Genomic DNA, 18,340 nt, shown 5'->3' on the forward strand with positions numbered 1-18,340 from the left:
TTTCTTAAGAAAAACTTCTACTTTCTTTTTTAAATAATCAAGTTTATTTATGAGTTTGGAAATATCAGTTTAATTATTTGATAAAATCTAAAGAATTTCATTTAACTACTTTGGAATAATGAATAATTAACAGAACAAATTGAGATGATATCTGTTAATTATGATGTGAATTTAAATGAAACGTTTTTGTAACATTAAATTTTCCTTTTTTTTTAAATATATAAATATTTTTGAATTGATAATTATTTATATAAAACATATATTCATTATAGTATTATAATGTAATTTAAAAAAATAGAAAATCCCAAATCAACCCTAAGTTTATTTAATTTTTAATTTTGAAGCGAAATGAGTTTGGTTATTTACCGAGCTCATTTTTTTGTATATAATAATGTTTTAGAAAAAATAAAATTAACCCGTTCGGTGTAAGTATTAAAAACGTCAGTTCGAGTGTTTTTTGTGTAATGAAAAGAAACAAAAAATGTATTGAGAACAAGTTTTTAATGAAACTTTTTTTATTCTCGATACAATTTTCTAACGAAAATTACTCGAATTGACGAAAAATTATCATCATAAACTAATTACACCCAACGGGTTAAAATTAATATAAAAAATAAATGTTTTACGGTTTCGAATATAATTTTATCAATTTAGAAATATTTGTAATTGCTTGTAAATAAGGAGAATTAAATATGTAACATTTTTGAAACGGAACAAAATGAAGTAATTTATTTGTTTTTTTAATATTTGCAAAATAACAAAAAATAATTTTTAACAATTTAATTAAATTTTTATGAAAACAAAACTAACTTTTGCGAAAATGTTATTTCTATTATTAATTACAAATTATTCAGGTTTTTCAAGTACCATAATTTTAAATATTAATAATGGTATGGCAAACGGTGATTTATTTCAATTGAATAGAAATGTTGCTGTAGGTGATGTAATTAGATTCACCAATAATTTGCCTTTTACAATTACAAATGTTTCTGGTATGCAAGGTATGATGACTTCAATATCTAATGATGTAGATTTTAATCAAGATGTAACTATACCTGCGAATGGTTTTTTTGATGTAGTGTTGCAAAATTCTAATGTAGCGAATTATACTTTTGTTCATTTTAATATGGGACAAGGCTTTGCGTATAATGCTCGGATAAATTTAGTTTTTGCATTGTACAATGAAAGTTTTTTTGATAAAAATGAATATAGTTTTTCAAACTCAAATCCTTCAAGTGATTTTGTTGAATGTAATTTTAAAAACTTACAATCTCAAGTGAATTTGTCTATTTATAATATACTTGGTAAAGAAATTGCATTTAATAATTATGAAAATACTAATACAATAAAAGTTGATGTTACTAATTTTAAATCAGGATTGTATTTTTTTACATACTATTCGGATAATAAAAAAATAATGTATAAAGTTTTAGTTAATTAATTTTTTAGCCGTATCTTAGTAGTAATAATGGTACGGCTTTTATCAAAATAATAATTATTATAATTTCTTTAGAGTGTATTTTTTTACATAAAAAAATAAAATATGAAAAATAACTACCTACTAGTATTGTTACTTGCCGTTGTATTCTCCAATGCCCAAGTACAAAAGAAAGTCTTATTTGTTGGAAATAGCATGACTTATTTTAACGATATGCCCATATTATTTGAATCCATTGCCAACGAAAAAGGTAAAAACGTAGATGTCGAATTTTACGCACCTGGTGGAACCGGTTTCGTCAATCATCATGTAGATAATAATGTTTACAATCTTTTCAAAAATAATGTTTGGGATATTGTGGTTTTACAACCTGGAACATCTGAATCTGGTGGAGTTTCTTGGCCAGTAAATACAACTGCTGCCAGAGGAAATAAACTGCAAGACTCTATTAAAAAATATAGTCCTTGTTCGAAAATTTTTTTATACGAAATCTCAAATGGTATCGCTTCGGAAACAACCTATAACAACTATTTTACAACCCAAACTAGAATTAAAGATTCTATAACGAAATTGGCAGATGGTATGCAAATTCCTCTAGTGGCAGCTGGAGAATGTGCAAGAAACCACTATACAGCTCAACAAGATTTATTGCTTCATAATTCCTATGGTGATGTGCATCCTAATTTAAATGGTTCTTATCTAGTGGCTTGTGCCATGTTTTGTACCATTTTTCAAGAACCTGTTTCTGGAGTAGCATTTAATGGTGGAGTTTCTGTGTCCAATGCAACTTATTTCCAAGGAATAGCTGACAATGTTGTCTTGAATAACAAAGTTTTATGGCGAATTAATACTTTTGATCTCCATGCCGAGTTCAGTGCTGCACAAACGGATAATATCGTCAATTTTACCAATTTATCCACAAATTTCACTTCATTACTCTGGGATTTTGGAGATGGAGCAACTTCATCCGATGTTAATCCACAACATTTTTATACAGAATTAGGTCCAAAAACGGTAACCTTAACAGTGACTAGAAATGGTTGTTCTGAAGTTTTCACGAAAAATTTTGTAGTAAATGTGTTAAATTCGGATACATTTATTCCTAAAGATGTGACTCTGTTTCCTACCATAACAGATTCTATGTTTTATATTAAGAGTGAACTTTCATTTAATGGAGTAGTGTATAATTCTGTTGGTCAGCAAATTGCAAAATTTGTAAAAACTGAAAATGATTTAGCTATTGATTTAAGCGGTTATGCTGCAGGTGTTTATATTGTTAAAATTAATAATGACAGTTACAAAGTGATTAAAAAATAAATTACTTTTTTAACTTTGTAAAATCACCTTAGCAACATTTCTGTTGTTAAAAATTTACCATAAATGAAAAGATTAAGCGCACTGTTTATACTGTTTTTATTCGCCTTCCAGCAACCAGAAGAAAAGTTACATACTATAATTGGGAAAACAACGTACCCGTTTTGGTTGCAAATTCCAAAATCAGACACTAAAGAAGAAAACCCACCAGTTTTAATTTTTTTACACGGAAAAAGTCTTTCTGGTACTGATTTAACCAGAGTGAAACGCTATGGTGTATTAAGAGCGATGGATAAAGGAAGAAAAATAAATGCGATTGTTATTGCGCCCCAAATTGCTTCAGGAAACTGGAATCCAGATATAGTTTTAGAAATTCTTACGTATGTTCAAAATACCTATCAAACGGATTTAAAACGCGTTTATGTTTGTGGAATGAGTTTAGGTGGTTATGGAACGATGCATTTTGTTGGTAAATATCCAGATAGAGTCACAGCAGCAGTTGCTATTTGCGGTGGTGGAAATGTTTCTGATGGTTGTAATCTAGCTAAAGTTCCTATGTGGATTCAGCATGGCGATAAAGATTATATCGTAAAAATGTCCGAATCGAAAAAAGTATATGACGCCATTAAAAAATGCAATCCAAATGCTGATGCGACTTTAACCATCATAAAAGGAGGAAATCACGGTAATGTTGAAAATTTATTCCATCAAAATGCCATGTACGATTGGATGTTTAAATACAAAAAGACTAATTAATTTTTTCGTCCAATTCTTTATCGTAGAAAAATAAAAACATACTTCCCATCATATCTTGCTCTTCATTAGAAGTATTATGGCAAGTTATAACCATTTCATAATTATGGTTTGGATATAACCAGATCCCAGATTCAGAACTAAAAACAGAAATTTTATCTAAACCAATGGTTTTTTTATGATTTTTGATCGGACAATTAAATAACATTTTTCCAGTAGTTTTATCAAAAATACCAATCGATGTTGCAAAAGGATGAACATGTGGAGCAGCAAAATGCAAACGCATAGGTTGGTCTAAGGCCAAATGCGCATCAATGGAACTTCTATATGAAATTTCTCCTAAAGGTATTTTCCAATGCCCAGATAATTTTTCACCACTAGCATTTGTATACGTGTGATTTTTCGTTTCAACAGGAATACATTGATTGCTTCCAGGATCTAAAGGTTGTTTGTAAGGATTAAATGCATTGAAAGGCAATTGAATATATGCAGTTTTACTCAATAAAGGTTTTAATTTTTCCGAATCCTCTTCGTAAGCAATAGCTACTTCGTGTTTTATTTTTTTATTAATTACTGGGATATTATGATTTAAGGTTTGAGTGGTGACATACAAAAAATCATTACCATGCACCGGTACAGCAAATCCTTTTGGAAAATCAAATTTTTCTAAACCGTGAGATAACGAAGTTAATCTTGGATACTGTTTTCCGATTCTGTTTTTCAAACCAAAATTTTCATAATAAATCATATCGTTGAGATCCACATTCATATGACAAATAAAATCATTTGATACTTCTTTATTCGTATCTGCATCGAAAGCTTTTATTTCAAAACCGGTTATCCAAAGTACTTCTTTTTTCTGATTTAGTTGTACGTATCTAGATGCTTTCGGACCTTCCATAGATTTGTAAATGCCATCAATTAAAAAGGTTGGCGATTCCATTTGATATAAACCAGCATGGTTGTAAACCAACCAATCTCCATTTAATAAGCCTGTTATATGGAAAAATTGTGTTTTGATAATGGCCTTATGTCTATTCGATAATTGCGAATAAATGACTGTTCCAAAAAGTGTGGAAAGCAGTAAGCTAAAGCCTATATATTTGTATATCTTTGATTTTTGGAACATCTATTCGAATTAAAACACAAAAATAGCAGAAATGAATAAAGAAATACAAAATAAGGAAAGAATCTTTGGTTTAGATGCTGTTCGTGCAATTGCTATTAGCATGATTGTGTTTTCCTATGCGTATTTTTTAATTGACAATTCAAATCCATTCCTTGCTTCATTAACTGGATTATTAGGTTTTGCTGGAATAGAATTGTTTTTTGTGTTGAGCGGATTTCTAATCGGTACAATTATTCTTAAAATGTATCTCACGAATTCTTTAAATTATATTTCGATTGTAGCTTTTTTGAAAAGAAGATGGCTAAGAACATTGCCCAATTATTATGTGGTTTTAATTCTCAATGTTATTTTGGGAATTAGTTTTGGTTATATACTAAAAGATGCTTGGCAGTATTTCTTTTTTTTACAAAATCTTACAGATTATCAAATTTCTTTTTTTCCAGAATCTTGGAGTTTGAGTATTTTACAATGGACCTATTTAATTATACCTTTTGTTTTTTGGTTCACCTACAAAATAAGCAAGGATAAGAAATTAGGCTTTTTATGGACAAGTGTTGGGCTAATTTTCTTTTTTCATTTGATGCGATTTTGGTTTTATAAAAATCACTTTATTTCGGATATGAATATGTGGAATGAGCAAGTGAAATCTATTGTATTATATAGAATAGATAGTATTTTGATTGGTTTTGTAGTGGCTTGGATTCATTATTTTTATATGGATAAGTTGAAAAATATAAAAGTGTATTTGTTCATCTTAGCGCTTCATTTGTTTTTCTTACAATTTGTAGCATTGAACGTTTTGAGTATTGATATTATTTCAAATCCAAAGTATTTTTTAGTGTTTTATTTTACTTTTTCATCCATAACTTTTGCATTAGCTTTACCTGTTTTTATCCATTGGGAATATTGTAATAATTGGATGGCTAAACTTATAAATTGGATAAGTAAGTTGTCTTATGGGATGTTTTTAGTGCATTTCAGTTTAATTACGGTTTTGTTTAAATTATTAAAAGAAAATTTTCTACAAGGAATTTCTTCTTTGTTATTACTTCTAATTTATTTGTTTTTAGTAACTTTTTTTTCTTATTTACTGTACCGTTTTGTAGAAAAACCGATTATGAACAGAAGGTAGTTTTAATAAAAAAAATCCAAACGTGTCTAATTACCGTAAATGAATTTAGAAAAGCATCTCAAAGAAGCTTTATTTGAATTATAATCTTATGGAAATTATACTAGCAACTACTTTAATCGCAATTTCAACTTATTTTTATTTTAAAAATTGGTATTTGGATAAACAAATTAAGAACTTGGCAAAGTCTGAAATTTGCTAATATGATAAAATACCCTATTGTTTTTTTCGAAATTCGTAGTATAAATTATCAAAATTAAGAATTCTTAAAGAAACACTATTTAATACGTCTATTTTTGAATTAAATTCAGTAAAATAGAATAATTACAAATAATAATTTTATTAATATCGTTTTTTGTTATAAATTTTTTAATCCAAAAAGAATTATTTAAATTTGTACCACTTTAGAAAAAAGTACAAACAAATTAACAAATTTATAATATAGAATTCGATATGGAAATGCATCTTTATAAAGAATATATTAAGGAAATTGAAGAGCGTAAAGGTCAAGGTCTTCACCCAAAACCAATTGATAGCGCTGAATTATTAAGCGAAATTATAACTCAAATTAAAGAGGTAAATAACGAAAACAGAGAAGATTCTCTTCAATTTTTTATCTACAATACGTTGCCAGGTACAACAAGTGCCGCTACTGAGAAAGCAAATTTTTTAAAAGAGATTATTCTTGGTGAAGAAGTGGTAAATGAAATTACTCCTGAATTCGCTTTCGAATTATTATCACATATGAAAGGTGGTCCTTCAATTGGAGTATTACTAGATTTAGCTTTAGGAAATGATAGCGCTATTGCTACGGCTGCTGCTAAAGTTCTTAAAACTCAAGTGTATCTATACGATGCCGATATGGATCGTTTGAAAGCTGCATTTGAAAGTAATAATGAAGTAGCTAGAGATATTTTAGAAAGCTATGCTAAAGCAGAATTTTTTACAAAACTTCCAGAAGTAGCAGAAGAAATTAAAGTCGTTACTTTTATCGCTGGTGAAGGAGATATTTCTACAGATTTACTTTCTCCAGGTAACCAAGCTCACTCACGTTCAGATCGTGAATTGCACGGTAAATGTATGATTACACCTCAAGCTCAAGACGAAATCAAAGCTTTACAAGCACAACATCCAGACAAATCTGTAATGTTAATTGCAGAAAGAGGTACAATGGGAGTTGGTTCATCTCGTATGTCAGGTGTAAATAACGTAGCACTTTGGACAGGTAAACAAGCAAGTCCATATGTGCCATTTGTAAACTTTATGCCAATCGTTGCAGGAACAAACGGAATTTCTCCAATTTTCCTAACAACTGTTGATGTTACTGGTGGAATTGGTTTAGACTTGAAAAACTGGGTAAAAAAGACAGACGCTAACGGAGAAGTTGTTCGTAACGAAAGTGGTGATCCAGTTTTAGAAGAAACGTATTCTGTAGCAACAGGAACGGTTCTTACGATTAATACAAAATCAAAAAAATTATATAACGGAGACCAAGAATTAATTGACATTTCTAAAGCTTTCACGCCTCAGAAAATGGAATTCATCAAAGCTGGTGGTTCTTATGCGATTGTTTTCGGTAAAAAAATTCAAACTTTTGCGGCTAAGACTTTAGGAATTGAAGCACCTCTAGTTTACGCACCTTCAAAAGAAGTTTCAATTGAAGGACAAGGTCTTACTGCTGTGGAGAAAATCTTCAACAGAAATTCGGTAGGAACAATCTCTAAAAAAGCATTACACGCTGGTTCTGATGTTCGTGTAGAAGTTAATATCGTTGGCTCTCAAGATACAACAGGATTAATGACTGCTCAAGAATTAGAATCTATGGCAGCTACAGTTATTTCACCAATCGTTGACGGTGCATACCAATCTGGTTGTCATACGGCTTCTGTTTGGGATAAAAAAGCGCAAGCCAACATTCCAAAATTGATGAAATTCATGAATGATTTCGGTTTAATTACTGCTCGTGATCCAAAAGGGCAATATCACGCCATGACCGACGTAATTCATAAAGTACTTAACGATATTGTAATTGACGAATGGGCTATCATTATTGGTGGTGACTCACATACAAGAATGTCGAAAGGTGTTGCATTCGGTGCTGACTCTGGAACAGTTGCTTTAGCTCTTGCAACCGGAGAAGCTTCAATGCCAATTCCTGAATCTGTAAAAGTAACTTTCAAAGGACAAATGGCAAGTTATATGGATTTCCGTGATGTGGTTCACGCAACTCAAGCCCAAATGTTACATAAATTTGGTGGAGAAAATGTTTTCCAAGGAAGAATTATTGAAGTGCATTTAGGAACACTTACTGCGGATCAAGCCTTTACATTTACAGATTGGACAGCGGAAATGAAAGCCAAAGCTTCAATTTGTATTTCTGAAGATGATACTTTAGTGGAATCTTTAGAAATTGCGAAAGGAAGAATCCAAATCATGATTGATAAAGGAATGGACAACAAAACACAAGTTCTTCAAGGATTAATCAATAAAGCAAATAAAAGAATCGCTGAAATTAAATCAGGTGAAAAACCAGCTTTAACTCCAGATGCCAATGCCAAATATTATGCTGAGGTTGAAATTGATTTAGATGTGATTAACGAACCTATGATTGCTGATCCAGATGTAAATAACAAAGACGTTTCTAAAAGATACACACACGACACAATAAGACCTTTATCTTTCTACGGAGGTGATAAAAAAGTAGATTTAGGATTTATCGGTTCTTGTATGGTGCATAAAGGTGATATGAAAATCTTAGCGCAAATGCTTAAAAATGTGGAAGCGCAAAACGGAGAAGTTAAATTTAATGCACCGTTAGTTGTCGCACCACCAACATACAATATCGTAGACGAATTAAAAGCAGAAGGTGATTGGGAAGTTTTACAAAGATATTCTGGTTTCGAATTTGACGATAACGCTCCAAAAGGTGCCGCTCGTACAGAATACGAAAACATGTTATATTTAGAACGTCCAGGTTGTAACCTTTGTATGGGTAACCAAGAAAAAGCTTCTAAAGGAGATACGGTTATGGCAACATCAACACGTTTGTTCCAAGGAAGAGTGGTGGAAGATACAGCTGAGAAAAAAGGAGAATCATTACTTTCTTCTACGCCAGTTGTAGTGTTGTCAACCATCTTAGGTAGAACACCAACTATTGAAGAATATAAAAAAGCGGTTGAAGGTATTAATTTAACTAAATTTGCGCCTTCTCATAAACTATTGGTTAACTAATCAAATAGTTAGCCAATCATATTTTGAAAAACCCGAGTCATAAACTCGGGCTTTTTCTTTTATAGCTTCTTTATTTTTTGTAAATTGTGATGATTAAATTCAAACAAACAACATAAAATAAATACTATGGCATTCGATATAAAAATGATTGAAAAAGTTTATGCAACTATTGTAGAGCGAGTAGATAAAGCTCGCGAATTAGTTGGCAGACCACTTACCTTAACGGAGAAAATTTTATATTCTCATCTTTGGGAAAAAACACCAACAACCACTTTCACAAGAGGTGTAGATTATGTGGATTTTGCTCCGGATAGAGTGGCGTGCCAAGATGCAACCGCTCAAATGGCCTTATTGCAATTTATGCATGCTGGTAAAAAAACAGTTGCCGTTCCTACAACAGTACATTGTGATCACTTAATTCAAGCCAAATCTGGTGCTGTGGAAGATTTAGCTTTCGCGAATAAACAATCTAAAGAAGTTTTCGATTTTCTTTCGTCAGTTTCCAATAAATACGGAATTGGGTTCTGGAAACCAGGTTCTGGAATTATTCACCAAATCGTTTTAGAAAATTATGCTTTTCCTGGCGGAATGATGATTGGTACCGATTCTCACACTGTAAATGCAGGTGGTTTAGGAATGCTAGCCATCGGTGTTGGTGGTGCAGATGCCGTTGATGTCATGTCTGGAATGTCTTGGGAATTGAAGTTTCCGAAATTAATCGGTGTAAAATTAACAGGGAAATTAAACGGTTGGACGTCTCCGAAAGACGTTATCCTAAAAGTTGCAGATATCTTAACTGTAAAAGGTGGAACTGGAGCTGTTGTAGAATATTTTGGTGAAGGTGCTATTTCTATGTCTTGCACAGGAAAAGGTACGATTTGTAATATGGGTGCAGAAATTGGAGCCACAACTTCTACTTTTGGTTACGATGATTCGATGAGAAGATATTTAGCAGCAACTGGTCGTCAAGATGTGGTAAATGCAGCAGATAAAGTTGCTGATTATTTAACAGGTGATGCAGATGTATATGCCAATCCAGAAAACTATTTCGATCAACTAATTGAAATTAACTTATCAGAATTAGAACCACATATTAACGGACCATTTACGCCAGATAAAGGAACGCCAGTTTCTAAAATGAAAGAGGAAGCCGCTCAAAACGGATGGCCAATAAAAGTAGAATGGGGATTAATTGGTTCTTGTACGAATTCTTCTTATGAAGATATGAGTCGAGCAGCATCAATTGTGGAACAAGCCGTTGCGCACGGAATTACACCAAAAGCGGAATTCGGAATCAATCCAGGTTCAGAACAAATTAGATATACAATCGAAAGAGACGGAATTATCGCCACTTTCGAAAAAATGGGAACGAAAGTCTTTACTAATGCATGCGGACCATGTATCGGACAATGGGACAGAGCAGGAGCTGACAAACAAGAGAAAAACACCATCATTCACTCGTTTAACCGTAATTTTTCTAAAAGAGCTGATGGAAACCCAAATACACACGCGTTTGTAACTTCTCCAGAAATGGTAGCAGCAATTGCAATTTCTGGTCGTTTAGATTTCAATCCATTGACAGATACTTTATTGAGTGATAGTGGCGAAGAAGTAAAATTAAACCCACCAAAAGGAGATGAATTGCCCACTAAAGGTTTCGATGTGAAAGATGCAGGTTTCCAAGCGCCAGCTGAAGATGGTTCTACAGTTGAGGTTGTAGTTTCTCCAACTTCAGACAGATTACAATTGTTAGCGCCATTTGCACCTTGGGATGGAAAAAATATCGAAGGTGCGAAATTGTTGATTAAAGCCTTCGGAAAATGTACAACCGATCATATTTCTATGGCAGGACCATGGTTACGTTTCCGTGGACATTTAGATAATATTTCTAACAATATGTTAATTGGTGCAGAAAATGCTTTTAACGGAAAAACCAATTCGGTTAAAAACCAATTGACGGGTGAATATAGTGAAGTTCCTAATGTGGCAAGAGTCTATAAAGCAGCTGGAATTCCTTCTGTAGTTGTGGGTGATCACAATTATGGGGAAGGTTCTTCACGTGAGCATGCAGCAATGGAGCCACGTTTCTTAGGTGTAGTTGCGGTTTTGGTAAAATCATTTGCACGTATTCACGAAACCAACTTGAAAAAACAAGGCATGTTAGGCTTAACCTTTGCCAACGAAGCAGATTACAATAAAATACAAGAAGACGATATCATCAATTTCTTAGATTTAACAGAATTTGCACCAGGAAAACCTTTAACACTAGAGTTTGTCCATGCAGATGGTACAAAAGATATCATTTTAGCAAATCATACCTACAACGAAAGCCAAATTGGTTGGTTTGTTGCTGGTTCGGCTTTAAATTTAATTGCTGCTGGAAAAGTTTAATGTCACACTGAGCTTGTCGAATTGTCAATAGCAATAATAAACTCCAAGTGTGAAGCTTGGAGTTTTTTTGTGAATATTATAAGATGAAATTATAAAAGAGAATTAAAAAGTTAAATAAAAATTAAGATTTACCTTACTTTATTTGTTTTTTCTACATTTGTGTGAGAAGAAAAAAATCACTTTTTATAGAATTAGAAAGCTGTTTTCAAACAAGTAAAGTTAATAAAGATGAATAAATTAAAGGTTTTAGTAATTGTATTATTTCTTTCAAACGTAAGTTTTGGACAAGAAATGTTTGATCACGAAAAGAAAATTCAAAATATTGAAAATTATAATAGTATTGATTTAGAATTTACTAACTCAAAAGACAAAATTAAGCTTTATGGAACCTTAGTTGAACCTAAAAGCCAATATGATAAAATTTTAATTATTGTTCCAGGCGCAGGAATGGATACTAGGAATAGTCATTATTTGCTAACTGAAAGTCTTTTAGAAAAAAACATTGCTGTATTTCGTTATGATGAAAGAGGTGTTGGAAAATCTGAAGGGGATTTTAATTTTGCCAATTATACTATTACAGATATGGCTAACGACTTAACAGTTATATTTGATAGTATTAAGAATAATTCGAGTTTTTCAACCAAGAAAATTGGGTTGTTGGGACATAGTTTGGGCGGTTTGGTTACCATGTCGTTGGTTGAGAAAGGATTTAAACCTGATTTTTTAATTCAATGGGCAACGCCAGTGCAAAAACACGCCGAGTTTTTAAAATACCAATTAGAAACGGGTATGAATAAATTTGAAAATGAATTGATTTTGGATTCTCTAGAAAAAAAGATAGAAGTGATGACTATCTTTCAAAATTCTTTTGGTGGAACTTCAATAGAAAATACTTGGAAAGAAGATTTGATAATTTCTAAAGAAGCACTTAAAAAAGCGAAAGAAATTGGATACACGAGTAAAAATTATAAGCGTTTTTATTATTGTAACTTCGCTTCGGTTAGACATCTTTTGAAAAAAGATTTTGAAATCATCTATGCAAAAAGCGAAATTCCAATACTTTATATTATTGGGACTAATGATATATTTATTGATTCAACTGCAGAAGTTAATAAACTAAAATCCTTTCAGAATAGTAAAGTTAAAATCGTGGTTCTTGATGGTTTTAATCATTACTTAACTAAAGAGAAACAATTAAAAGGTCCAACCTATGAAATTGATAATTTAGCTAAAGACGAAATTATTAATTGGGTTGTAAATCAATAAGTTGGATTAGCTTTAATCGGTATAAGTTTGGAGTTTTTGTTTTCTTAAATTTTAATTTTAAATAACTTTTAATTACCAAAATTTGGTAACTTTACAAAAAATAAAGAAGTCATGGGAAGAAATACGTCAATATCTTTGGGTAATCATTTCGAGAGTTTTATAGAATTTACTGTTTCAAATGGTCGTTTTAGTAATGCAAGTGAAGTGGTACGTGCTGGGCTTCGTCTTTTAGAAGAGGAAGAAACTAGATTAATTAGGTTACGAAATGCTATTCGTGAAGGAATAGAAAGCGGTCGTGCGACTGACTTTGATCCTTCAAAACATTTAGAAACACTAAAGTCTAGAAAAAAATAATGGCTAAGTTTTATTTAAGCAATAAAGCTGTTGAAGATTTAAATGAGATTTGGGAATACACCTTAAAAACTTGGCCTGAAAAGCAAGCTGAAATGTATTATTTGTTACTCATGGATTCTTGTCAGGAGTTGTCAAATAACCCTAATCAAGGCAAGTCTTATGAAGAAGTAGAAAAAAACCTAATAGGGTTAAAATCAGGCGAACATGTTATTTTTTACCAAATAGTTGCATTAAATGAAATTGAAGTGGTTAGAATTTTACATGGTATGATGGATTTGAAAAACCATATATAAAAGTTAGATTAGAATATATCGAGAATAAGAAACAAAAAACTCCAAGTGTGAAACTTGGAGTTTTTTGTTTAAATATTACTTCTCAAATAATTCATTAATTTTCTGATGGAATTTTTTATCCGCAACAATATAAACTTCTTCTAAGAAATCAGTAGAAATAGGTTTTGGATTCGGATATTTATGTTTGGTTAAAAAGTTGCGTAATGCCATATTGACTTGATTTTCTCCAATCAATTCAGATAATTTATACATAGCAACAGCTCCTTTAGAATAAGAAATATGCGTTTTTTCACCAGTAACTTTTATTAACTGACAATCGCCAGAAAATCCTTTCTCACTTTCAAAAATATCTTGATGCATTGTAACAAATTCTTTAGCTTTTTTATTGCCATACATTTTTTTGAGTAGCATTAATTCTGTATACATTGCTAAGGTTTCTGTAAGCATAACATCGCCTTCTCGTTCATCTGGATCAATTTGTGAATTTCCCCACCACAAATGCGCCAATTCATGACCCGCTAATTCATTAATTACATCTTGTTGCTTGTCTGCTTTAATATTACAATGAAACGCCATATTTTCAGTCATGTAAATCGTGGCTGGGTAAGCAGTTGCATTGAATCCTTTTGTGAAACTAGAAATTTCTGCAAAACGAATGGTTTTAAATGGATACTTTCCAAAATTTACTTCACAATAGTCCATCGTAATTTTTGCGTTTTCAATTAGGTGTGCCACATTTTCAGCATGCGTTGGATGATAATAGACTTCAAAACTTTTTCCTTTATATATTTCCTTTTTCACGACATAATTTGCTGAAGAAATAGCAAAACGAAACGGAATGGCATTAATTTTAAACTGAAATACATTTCTATTCTTCTCTTTCCATTCTTTGGTTAATTCTCCAACTCCAATTACTTTTTGATTGGCTTCCGTTGAAACGGTCATATTTAAAGAAATGAAATCATTATTCACAACTTTTGGAGCTTCTAAAGATTTAATCGGAGTGCGTTTTCCCAATTGAAATTGCTTTCTAATTGCTTCGTCTTCAATTTCATTAGATGAATTATAACCAATTTGCGGATAGAATCTACTAATTCGCATAAAACTACCATTTTCCACAATAGCATTAAAGGATTGATGGCCATTTACGGGTTTCCAATGGTACTGTAATTCAAAATCAAAACTAATTTTTTGATTCGGATTTAAACCTTTTTTTAATCGTACTATTTGGTATTGATTGGTAACTAAAATAGATTCATTTCCTGTATGTAATATGCTTTTTTTAATTTCAAAATCATCTGAAAAATTAAACAGAATTTCACTGATAGGTTGTTGTGTTTTATTTTCTAAAATATAATTTCCTTTAATAGAATAGGTATTTTTTGAAGGAAATAAATCAACTCTAGTGGTTACTTTAGTGATTGTTGGTTGAGGTTTGTTTTGAAAAATTCGAAATTGTTTTTCATAATTTGCTTGTTGTATTTCAATACTATTTTTGACTTTTGGAACATAGTCTGAAATAAGATGAATTCCAACAAATGAAATCAAACCAATTTTACAAAATGTTATAAGCCAAAATATGATTTTCTTAATCGAGTTTTTGTTTTGATGAATAACATAAAATAAAAATAGTACAATTAAAAACCCGAAAAATAGCCTTTGACTAAACGCTTTTTCATAGCTTCCGAAACCATTCATATCGCTATAATCAAAACTGATGGAGTTTAAAAATTTAAGCAATGGATATTTTACAATTGACTTTCCTAATGAAGTTGTCATCAATAAAATAAAAAGCCCTGAAACAGCTAATGATAAATATTTGTTTTGGATTAATTTCTGAATAATTAACGTAAATCCACCAACTAAGATTAAAGGAAAAGTAGTAAATAAAAAGGTCGAAGCATATACATCCCATTCAATAATTGGATAATTGTAAAGAATTTGAAAAACAATTCCTTCCAATATTAAAATGACGGTAAAAACTACAGCTAAAGTAATTAAAGTGAACCAAATCGACCAAAACTTAAGTTTGTAATTTGTTGTACTTTCTTCGATAAAATGGAAATTAGAATTTTTACTTCTCCAAAATAATTCATTACCATAAAAAACCAAAACTAGAGCTCCTAAAACATGAAAATTTTGAATAATTGTTGAAACCATCAATCCAGAAGTAGCATATTTTTGGGGTATTCGAATGCCTTTTTCAATTTCAGCATACATTTCCATTCCAACAACAAACAATAAGCTCAAAATTATCAAAACAAAAGGAATACTTTTAACAACATAAATCGAATTCATCTTCATAAAAGATAATAACGATTGAAATTTGATTCTTGCTGATTTTTCTGTTGAAACAAATTCAAATGATAATGAATTAGCAACTTTATTTGCGTCATGAGTTGCTTTTGATGATTTTATTTTTTTAGAAATAGAAAATTTTTTGGTTACTAAAATCAAAAGTGAAATCGAAATTAAAAACATGACGATTCTATTTCCAAGTAAAATGCCATTTAGTGATAATAATTCGGTATTACGTTGATCAATTGGTAAATGTGACGTTTGATAAAAGTAAGCTGATAATCCAAACGGATCAAAAATGGCTGAAATCAATTGCGCTTGTTTGGATTGCGGTAATTGATTGGCCATAAAAGGCGAACTTGAAAAAAGCAGCGTTACCATATAGAAAACATAAAGTAACAATCCGCTTACATACACAAATAGTTTACTTTTTGTAAACCATGCCACAGCAGTTGTGATGGAAAGTATGAAAAAAGTATTGATTAATGTGAAAAACAATATTGGTAAAATATAAAAAAAGATATCGAAATCAATTGCTGTCATTCCGTTTGCAATAGTTTCTCGACCAATAAAAAAGCTAATGGTTAATAGCAATTTAAATCCAAAACTCAATGTAAATATAGATGTGAATCGACTCCAAAGAAATTGTTTCTTGGAAATCGGTAACGAGAAATAAATTAAATTAAGATTGAAATCAATTTCTTTTAAAGCCAATTGTGCTGTAAATAATGTAGAAAAAAACAGACTTGTTAAACTCAAAAAAGCTGTAATAAAAGCTATTTGATAAGGTGAATTGTATGCTAAATTATCGCTTAATGTAAAACGAGCATTGCTTCCTCCTAAAATCCCAAAAGTGATTAGAGTTACAACTAAAAGTAGAAACCTCCAGTTTTTACTGTATGATTTCAAATCAAATAAAATTATCGATTTCATAATGCAACTCGGTTTAAAGTTTTGAAATATACTTCTTCTAAGGAAGGATTTACTTCTTCAAAATCAGGTAAAAATTCATTTGAAATCACTTGAATATTTAAATTTCCAGCTATGTAATGCGAAGCAATTATGTTGTAATTCGTTTTGTAGTGTTCCAATTGTTCTTTCTGAATTTCTTTTCGCCAAATTTTGCCTTTTAATTCTGCAACAAAATCATTTGGTTTTCCTTGTGCTAAAACTTTTCCGTTTTGCATGATTGCTATTTGTGAACAAAGATTTCTCACGTCTTCTACTAAATGTGTAGAAAGAATTACAATTCGCTCGGAACCAATTTCTGAAAGTAATCCATTAAAACGATTTCTTTCTTCCGGATCTAAACCAGCCGTTGGCTCATCTACAATAATAATTTTAGGATTACCAAGTAATGCTTGAGCTACACCAAATCGTTGACGCATTCCGCCAGAAAAAGTGTGGACTTCTTTGTTTCTTTGAGCGCTTAGGTTTACTTTTTCTAATAATGATTCAATTTGTACTTTGCGTTCTTTTTTGTTAGAAACACCTTTTAGAATGGCAATGTGATTTAATAAATCATAAGCAGAAATTTTGGGGTACACTCCAAAATCTTGAGGAAGAAAACCTAATTGCTCCTTAATAAACATAGGGTTTTTTAAAACATCAATTCCGTTTAGTTGAATTTCTCCTGAATCTGCTGTTTGTAAACCTACAATTGTTCTCATTAATGAAGATTTTCCAGCACCATTTGGACCTAATAAACCAAACATTCCGTTTTCTATTTCTAACGAAATGTTACTCAACGCTTGTACGCCATTTGCATACGTTTTTGTGAGATTTTTGATTGTTAAACTGTTCATTTTTTGATTTTTTTGATGATTTTTGATGATAAAATTTTGGCAAAAGAATGCCTGTCAATTACAATTAAGTAGTTGATATTGTTGAATTTATGTAATTTAATTTACTCTTTTACGTATTCGATAATGTCGCCAGGCTGGCAATCTAACGCATTACATATGGCTTCTAGAGTATCAAACCGAATACCTTTCGCTTTACCTGTTTTTAGAATAGACAAATTTGCTGGAGTGATGTCCAAAATTTCTGCCAATTCTTTGCTTTGCATCTTACGTTTGGCGAGCATCACGTCTATGTTTACTATTATTGGCATATCAAATAAATAAGTCTTGTTCGTTTTGAAGTTGTAATCCTTGCTTGAAAATTGCTGCTAAAAAATAAGCAAATACACCAAGGAAAAAGTGTATTATCGCCACCCATTCTAATCCTTCTTCTATTTCACCAGCAAATATGGAGGCTAATAAAATGGTTAGAGATGGCATAAAAATGTTTCCCAAATAAAACCACTTTAATTGGGTTACGCCGTATTGTGTGAATAATTTTGGTTGTTTAAAAACATTAAAAATGTTACTTAACAGCAAAAAGAAAATACCATAAAATCCAATTGGAATTAAGAAATTAAAAATTTTATACGCCCAATTGTTTTCACCAGTTAAAAAATGGGTTTCTGTAAAAGGAAAACAAATGGTAAAATTACCTTTTTCAGTTACAATTAAACTCCATTCGGTAAGTAAAGAAACCAATGAATAGAATGTTGTTGCTAAATATAATATTGCCGCAAAACGGGTAATATAGAATAATACAGTTGATATGATTTTTACATTTTTCATCTTGAAACAGAAATTTATTGCTGCAAATATATAATTAATTATCGTAAAACAATAATTTTATAAAATATTTTTTTGATGATGATAAAAATATAACGAGAATAAGAAATAAAAAAC

At 31.0% G+C, this 18,340-nt stretch carries 14 protein-coding genes; 9 read left to right on the forward strand and 5 right to left on the reverse strand.

Annotated elements, in window-relative coordinates; all coding sequences use genetic code 11:
- The first annotated feature begins 793 nt into the window (after positions 1–793).
- The 3 genes from G6N05_RS09385 to G6N05_RS09395 all read left to right on the forward strand — a co-directional run bounded on the left by G6N05_RS09385 (position 794) and on the right by G6N05_RS09395 (position 3,508).
- Positions 794–1,441, forward strand: coding sequence for a T9SS type A sorting domain-containing protein (locus G6N05_RS09385; RefSeq protein WP_166127547.1), 648 nt, complete (start codon positions 794–796; stop codon positions 1,439–1,441).
- A gap of 102 nt (positions 1,442–1,543) precedes the next feature.
- Positions 1,544–2,755 carry a PKD domain-containing protein gene (locus tag G6N05_RS09390; RefSeq protein ID WP_166127550.1) on the forward strand — a complete coding sequence of 404 codons (1,212 nt, stop codon included), beginning with the start codon at positions 1,544–1,546 and terminating at the stop codon, positions 2,753–2,755.
- 63 nt (positions 2,756–2,818) lie between these two features.
- Complete coding sequence (locus G6N05_RS09395; protein WP_166127554.1) at positions 2,819–3,508, forward strand: carboxylesterase family protein; 690 nt, start codon at positions 2,819–2,821, stop codon at positions 3,506–3,508.
- On the opposite strand, the gene G6N05_RS09400 is transcribed toward G6N05_RS09395, so the two are convergent.
- Positions 3,501–4,634 (reverse strand): hypothetical protein, encoded by a 1,134-nt coding sequence (locus tag G6N05_RS09400; RefSeq protein ID WP_166127558.1) that lies wholly within the window; start codon positions 4,632–4,634, stop codon positions 3,501–3,503. The genes G6N05_RS09395 and G6N05_RS09400 overlap by 8 nt on opposite strands.
- 31 nt (positions 4,635–4,665) lie before the next feature.
- Between G6N05_RS09400 and G6N05_RS09405 the strand changes: the two genes are divergently transcribed.
- The 6 genes from G6N05_RS09405 (at position 4,666) to G6N05_RS09430 (ending at position 13,298) form a co-directional block, all read left to right on the forward strand.
- A complete protein-coding gene (locus G6N05_RS09405; protein WP_166127562.1) occupies positions 4,666–5,766 on the forward strand; it encodes an acyltransferase family protein in 1,101 nt (366 codons plus the stop codon).
- 456 nt (positions 5,767–6,222) lie between these two features.
- Positions 6,223–8,994 (forward strand): bifunctional aconitate hydratase 2/2-methylisocitrate dehydratase, encoded by a 2,772-nt coding sequence (locus G6N05_RS09410; RefSeq protein WP_166127993.1) that lies wholly within the window; start codon positions 6,223–6,225, stop codon positions 8,992–8,994.
- Between the two features lie 126 nt (positions 8,995–9,120).
- On the forward strand, positions 9,121–11,385 hold the full coding sequence (locus G6N05_RS09415) for an aconitate hydratase (protein ID WP_166127567.1): 2,265 nt from the start codon (positions 9,121–9,123) through the stop codon (positions 11,383–11,385).
- A gap of 228 nt (positions 11,386–11,613) precedes the next feature.
- The gene (locus tag G6N05_RS09420) at positions 11,614–12,651 is read left to right on the forward strand and encodes an alpha/beta fold hydrolase (protein WP_166127571.1); all 1,038 of its coding nucleotides are present in this window, start codon (positions 11,614–11,616) and stop codon (positions 12,649–12,651) included.
- A gap of 111 nt (positions 12,652–12,762) precedes the next feature.
- Positions 12,763–13,005, forward strand: a complete 243-nt coding sequence (locus G6N05_RS09425) for a type II toxin-antitoxin system ParD family antitoxin (protein WP_166127575.1) — start codon at positions 12,763–12,765, stop codon at positions 13,003–13,005.
- On the forward strand, positions 13,005–13,298 hold the full coding sequence (locus tag G6N05_RS09430) for a type II toxin-antitoxin system RelE/ParE family toxin (protein WP_166127581.1): 294 nt from the start codon (positions 13,005–13,007) through the stop codon (positions 13,296–13,298). The genes G6N05_RS09425 and G6N05_RS09430 overlap by 1 nt, the downstream gene beginning before the upstream one ends.
- Positions 13,299–13,373: 75 nt before the next feature.
- Here the strand turns inward: G6N05_RS09430 and G6N05_RS09435 are convergent, their stop codons facing one another.
- From G6N05_RS09435 to G6N05_RS09450, 4 genes are all read right to left on the reverse strand, one after another.
- Positions 13,374–16,529 carry an ABC transporter permease/M1 family aminopeptidase gene (locus tag G6N05_RS09435; RefSeq protein ID WP_166127591.1) on the reverse strand — a complete coding sequence of 1,052 codons (3,156 nt, stop codon included), beginning with the start codon at positions 16,527–16,529 and terminating at the stop codon, positions 13,374–13,376.
- The gene (locus G6N05_RS09440; protein WP_166127595.1) at positions 16,526–17,401 is read right to left on the reverse strand and encodes an ABC transporter ATP-binding protein; all 876 of its coding nucleotides are present in this window, start codon (positions 17,399–17,401) and stop codon (positions 16,526–16,528) included. Before G6N05_RS09440 ends, G6N05_RS09435 begins: the two co-directional genes overlap by 4 nt.
- Before the next feature lie 101 nt (positions 17,402–17,502).
- Positions 17,503–17,709, reverse strand: coding sequence for a helix-turn-helix domain-containing protein (locus G6N05_RS09445; RefSeq protein ID WP_166127598.1), 207 nt, complete (start codon positions 17,707–17,709; stop codon positions 17,503–17,505).
- A 1-nt stretch (position 17,710) separates the two neighbouring features.
- The gene (locus G6N05_RS09450; protein ID WP_166127602.1) at positions 17,711–18,226 is read right to left on the reverse strand and encodes a DUF2975 domain-containing protein; all 516 of its coding nucleotides are present in this window, start codon (positions 18,224–18,226) and stop codon (positions 17,711–17,713) included.
- Between the last annotated feature and the right edge of the window lie 114 nt (positions 18,227–18,340).

The organism is Flavobacterium bernardetii, from assembly GCF_011305415.1.
GTDB classification, from domain to species: Bacteria; Bacteroidota; Bacteroidia; order Flavobacteriales; family Flavobacteriaceae; genus Flavobacterium; species Flavobacterium bernardetii.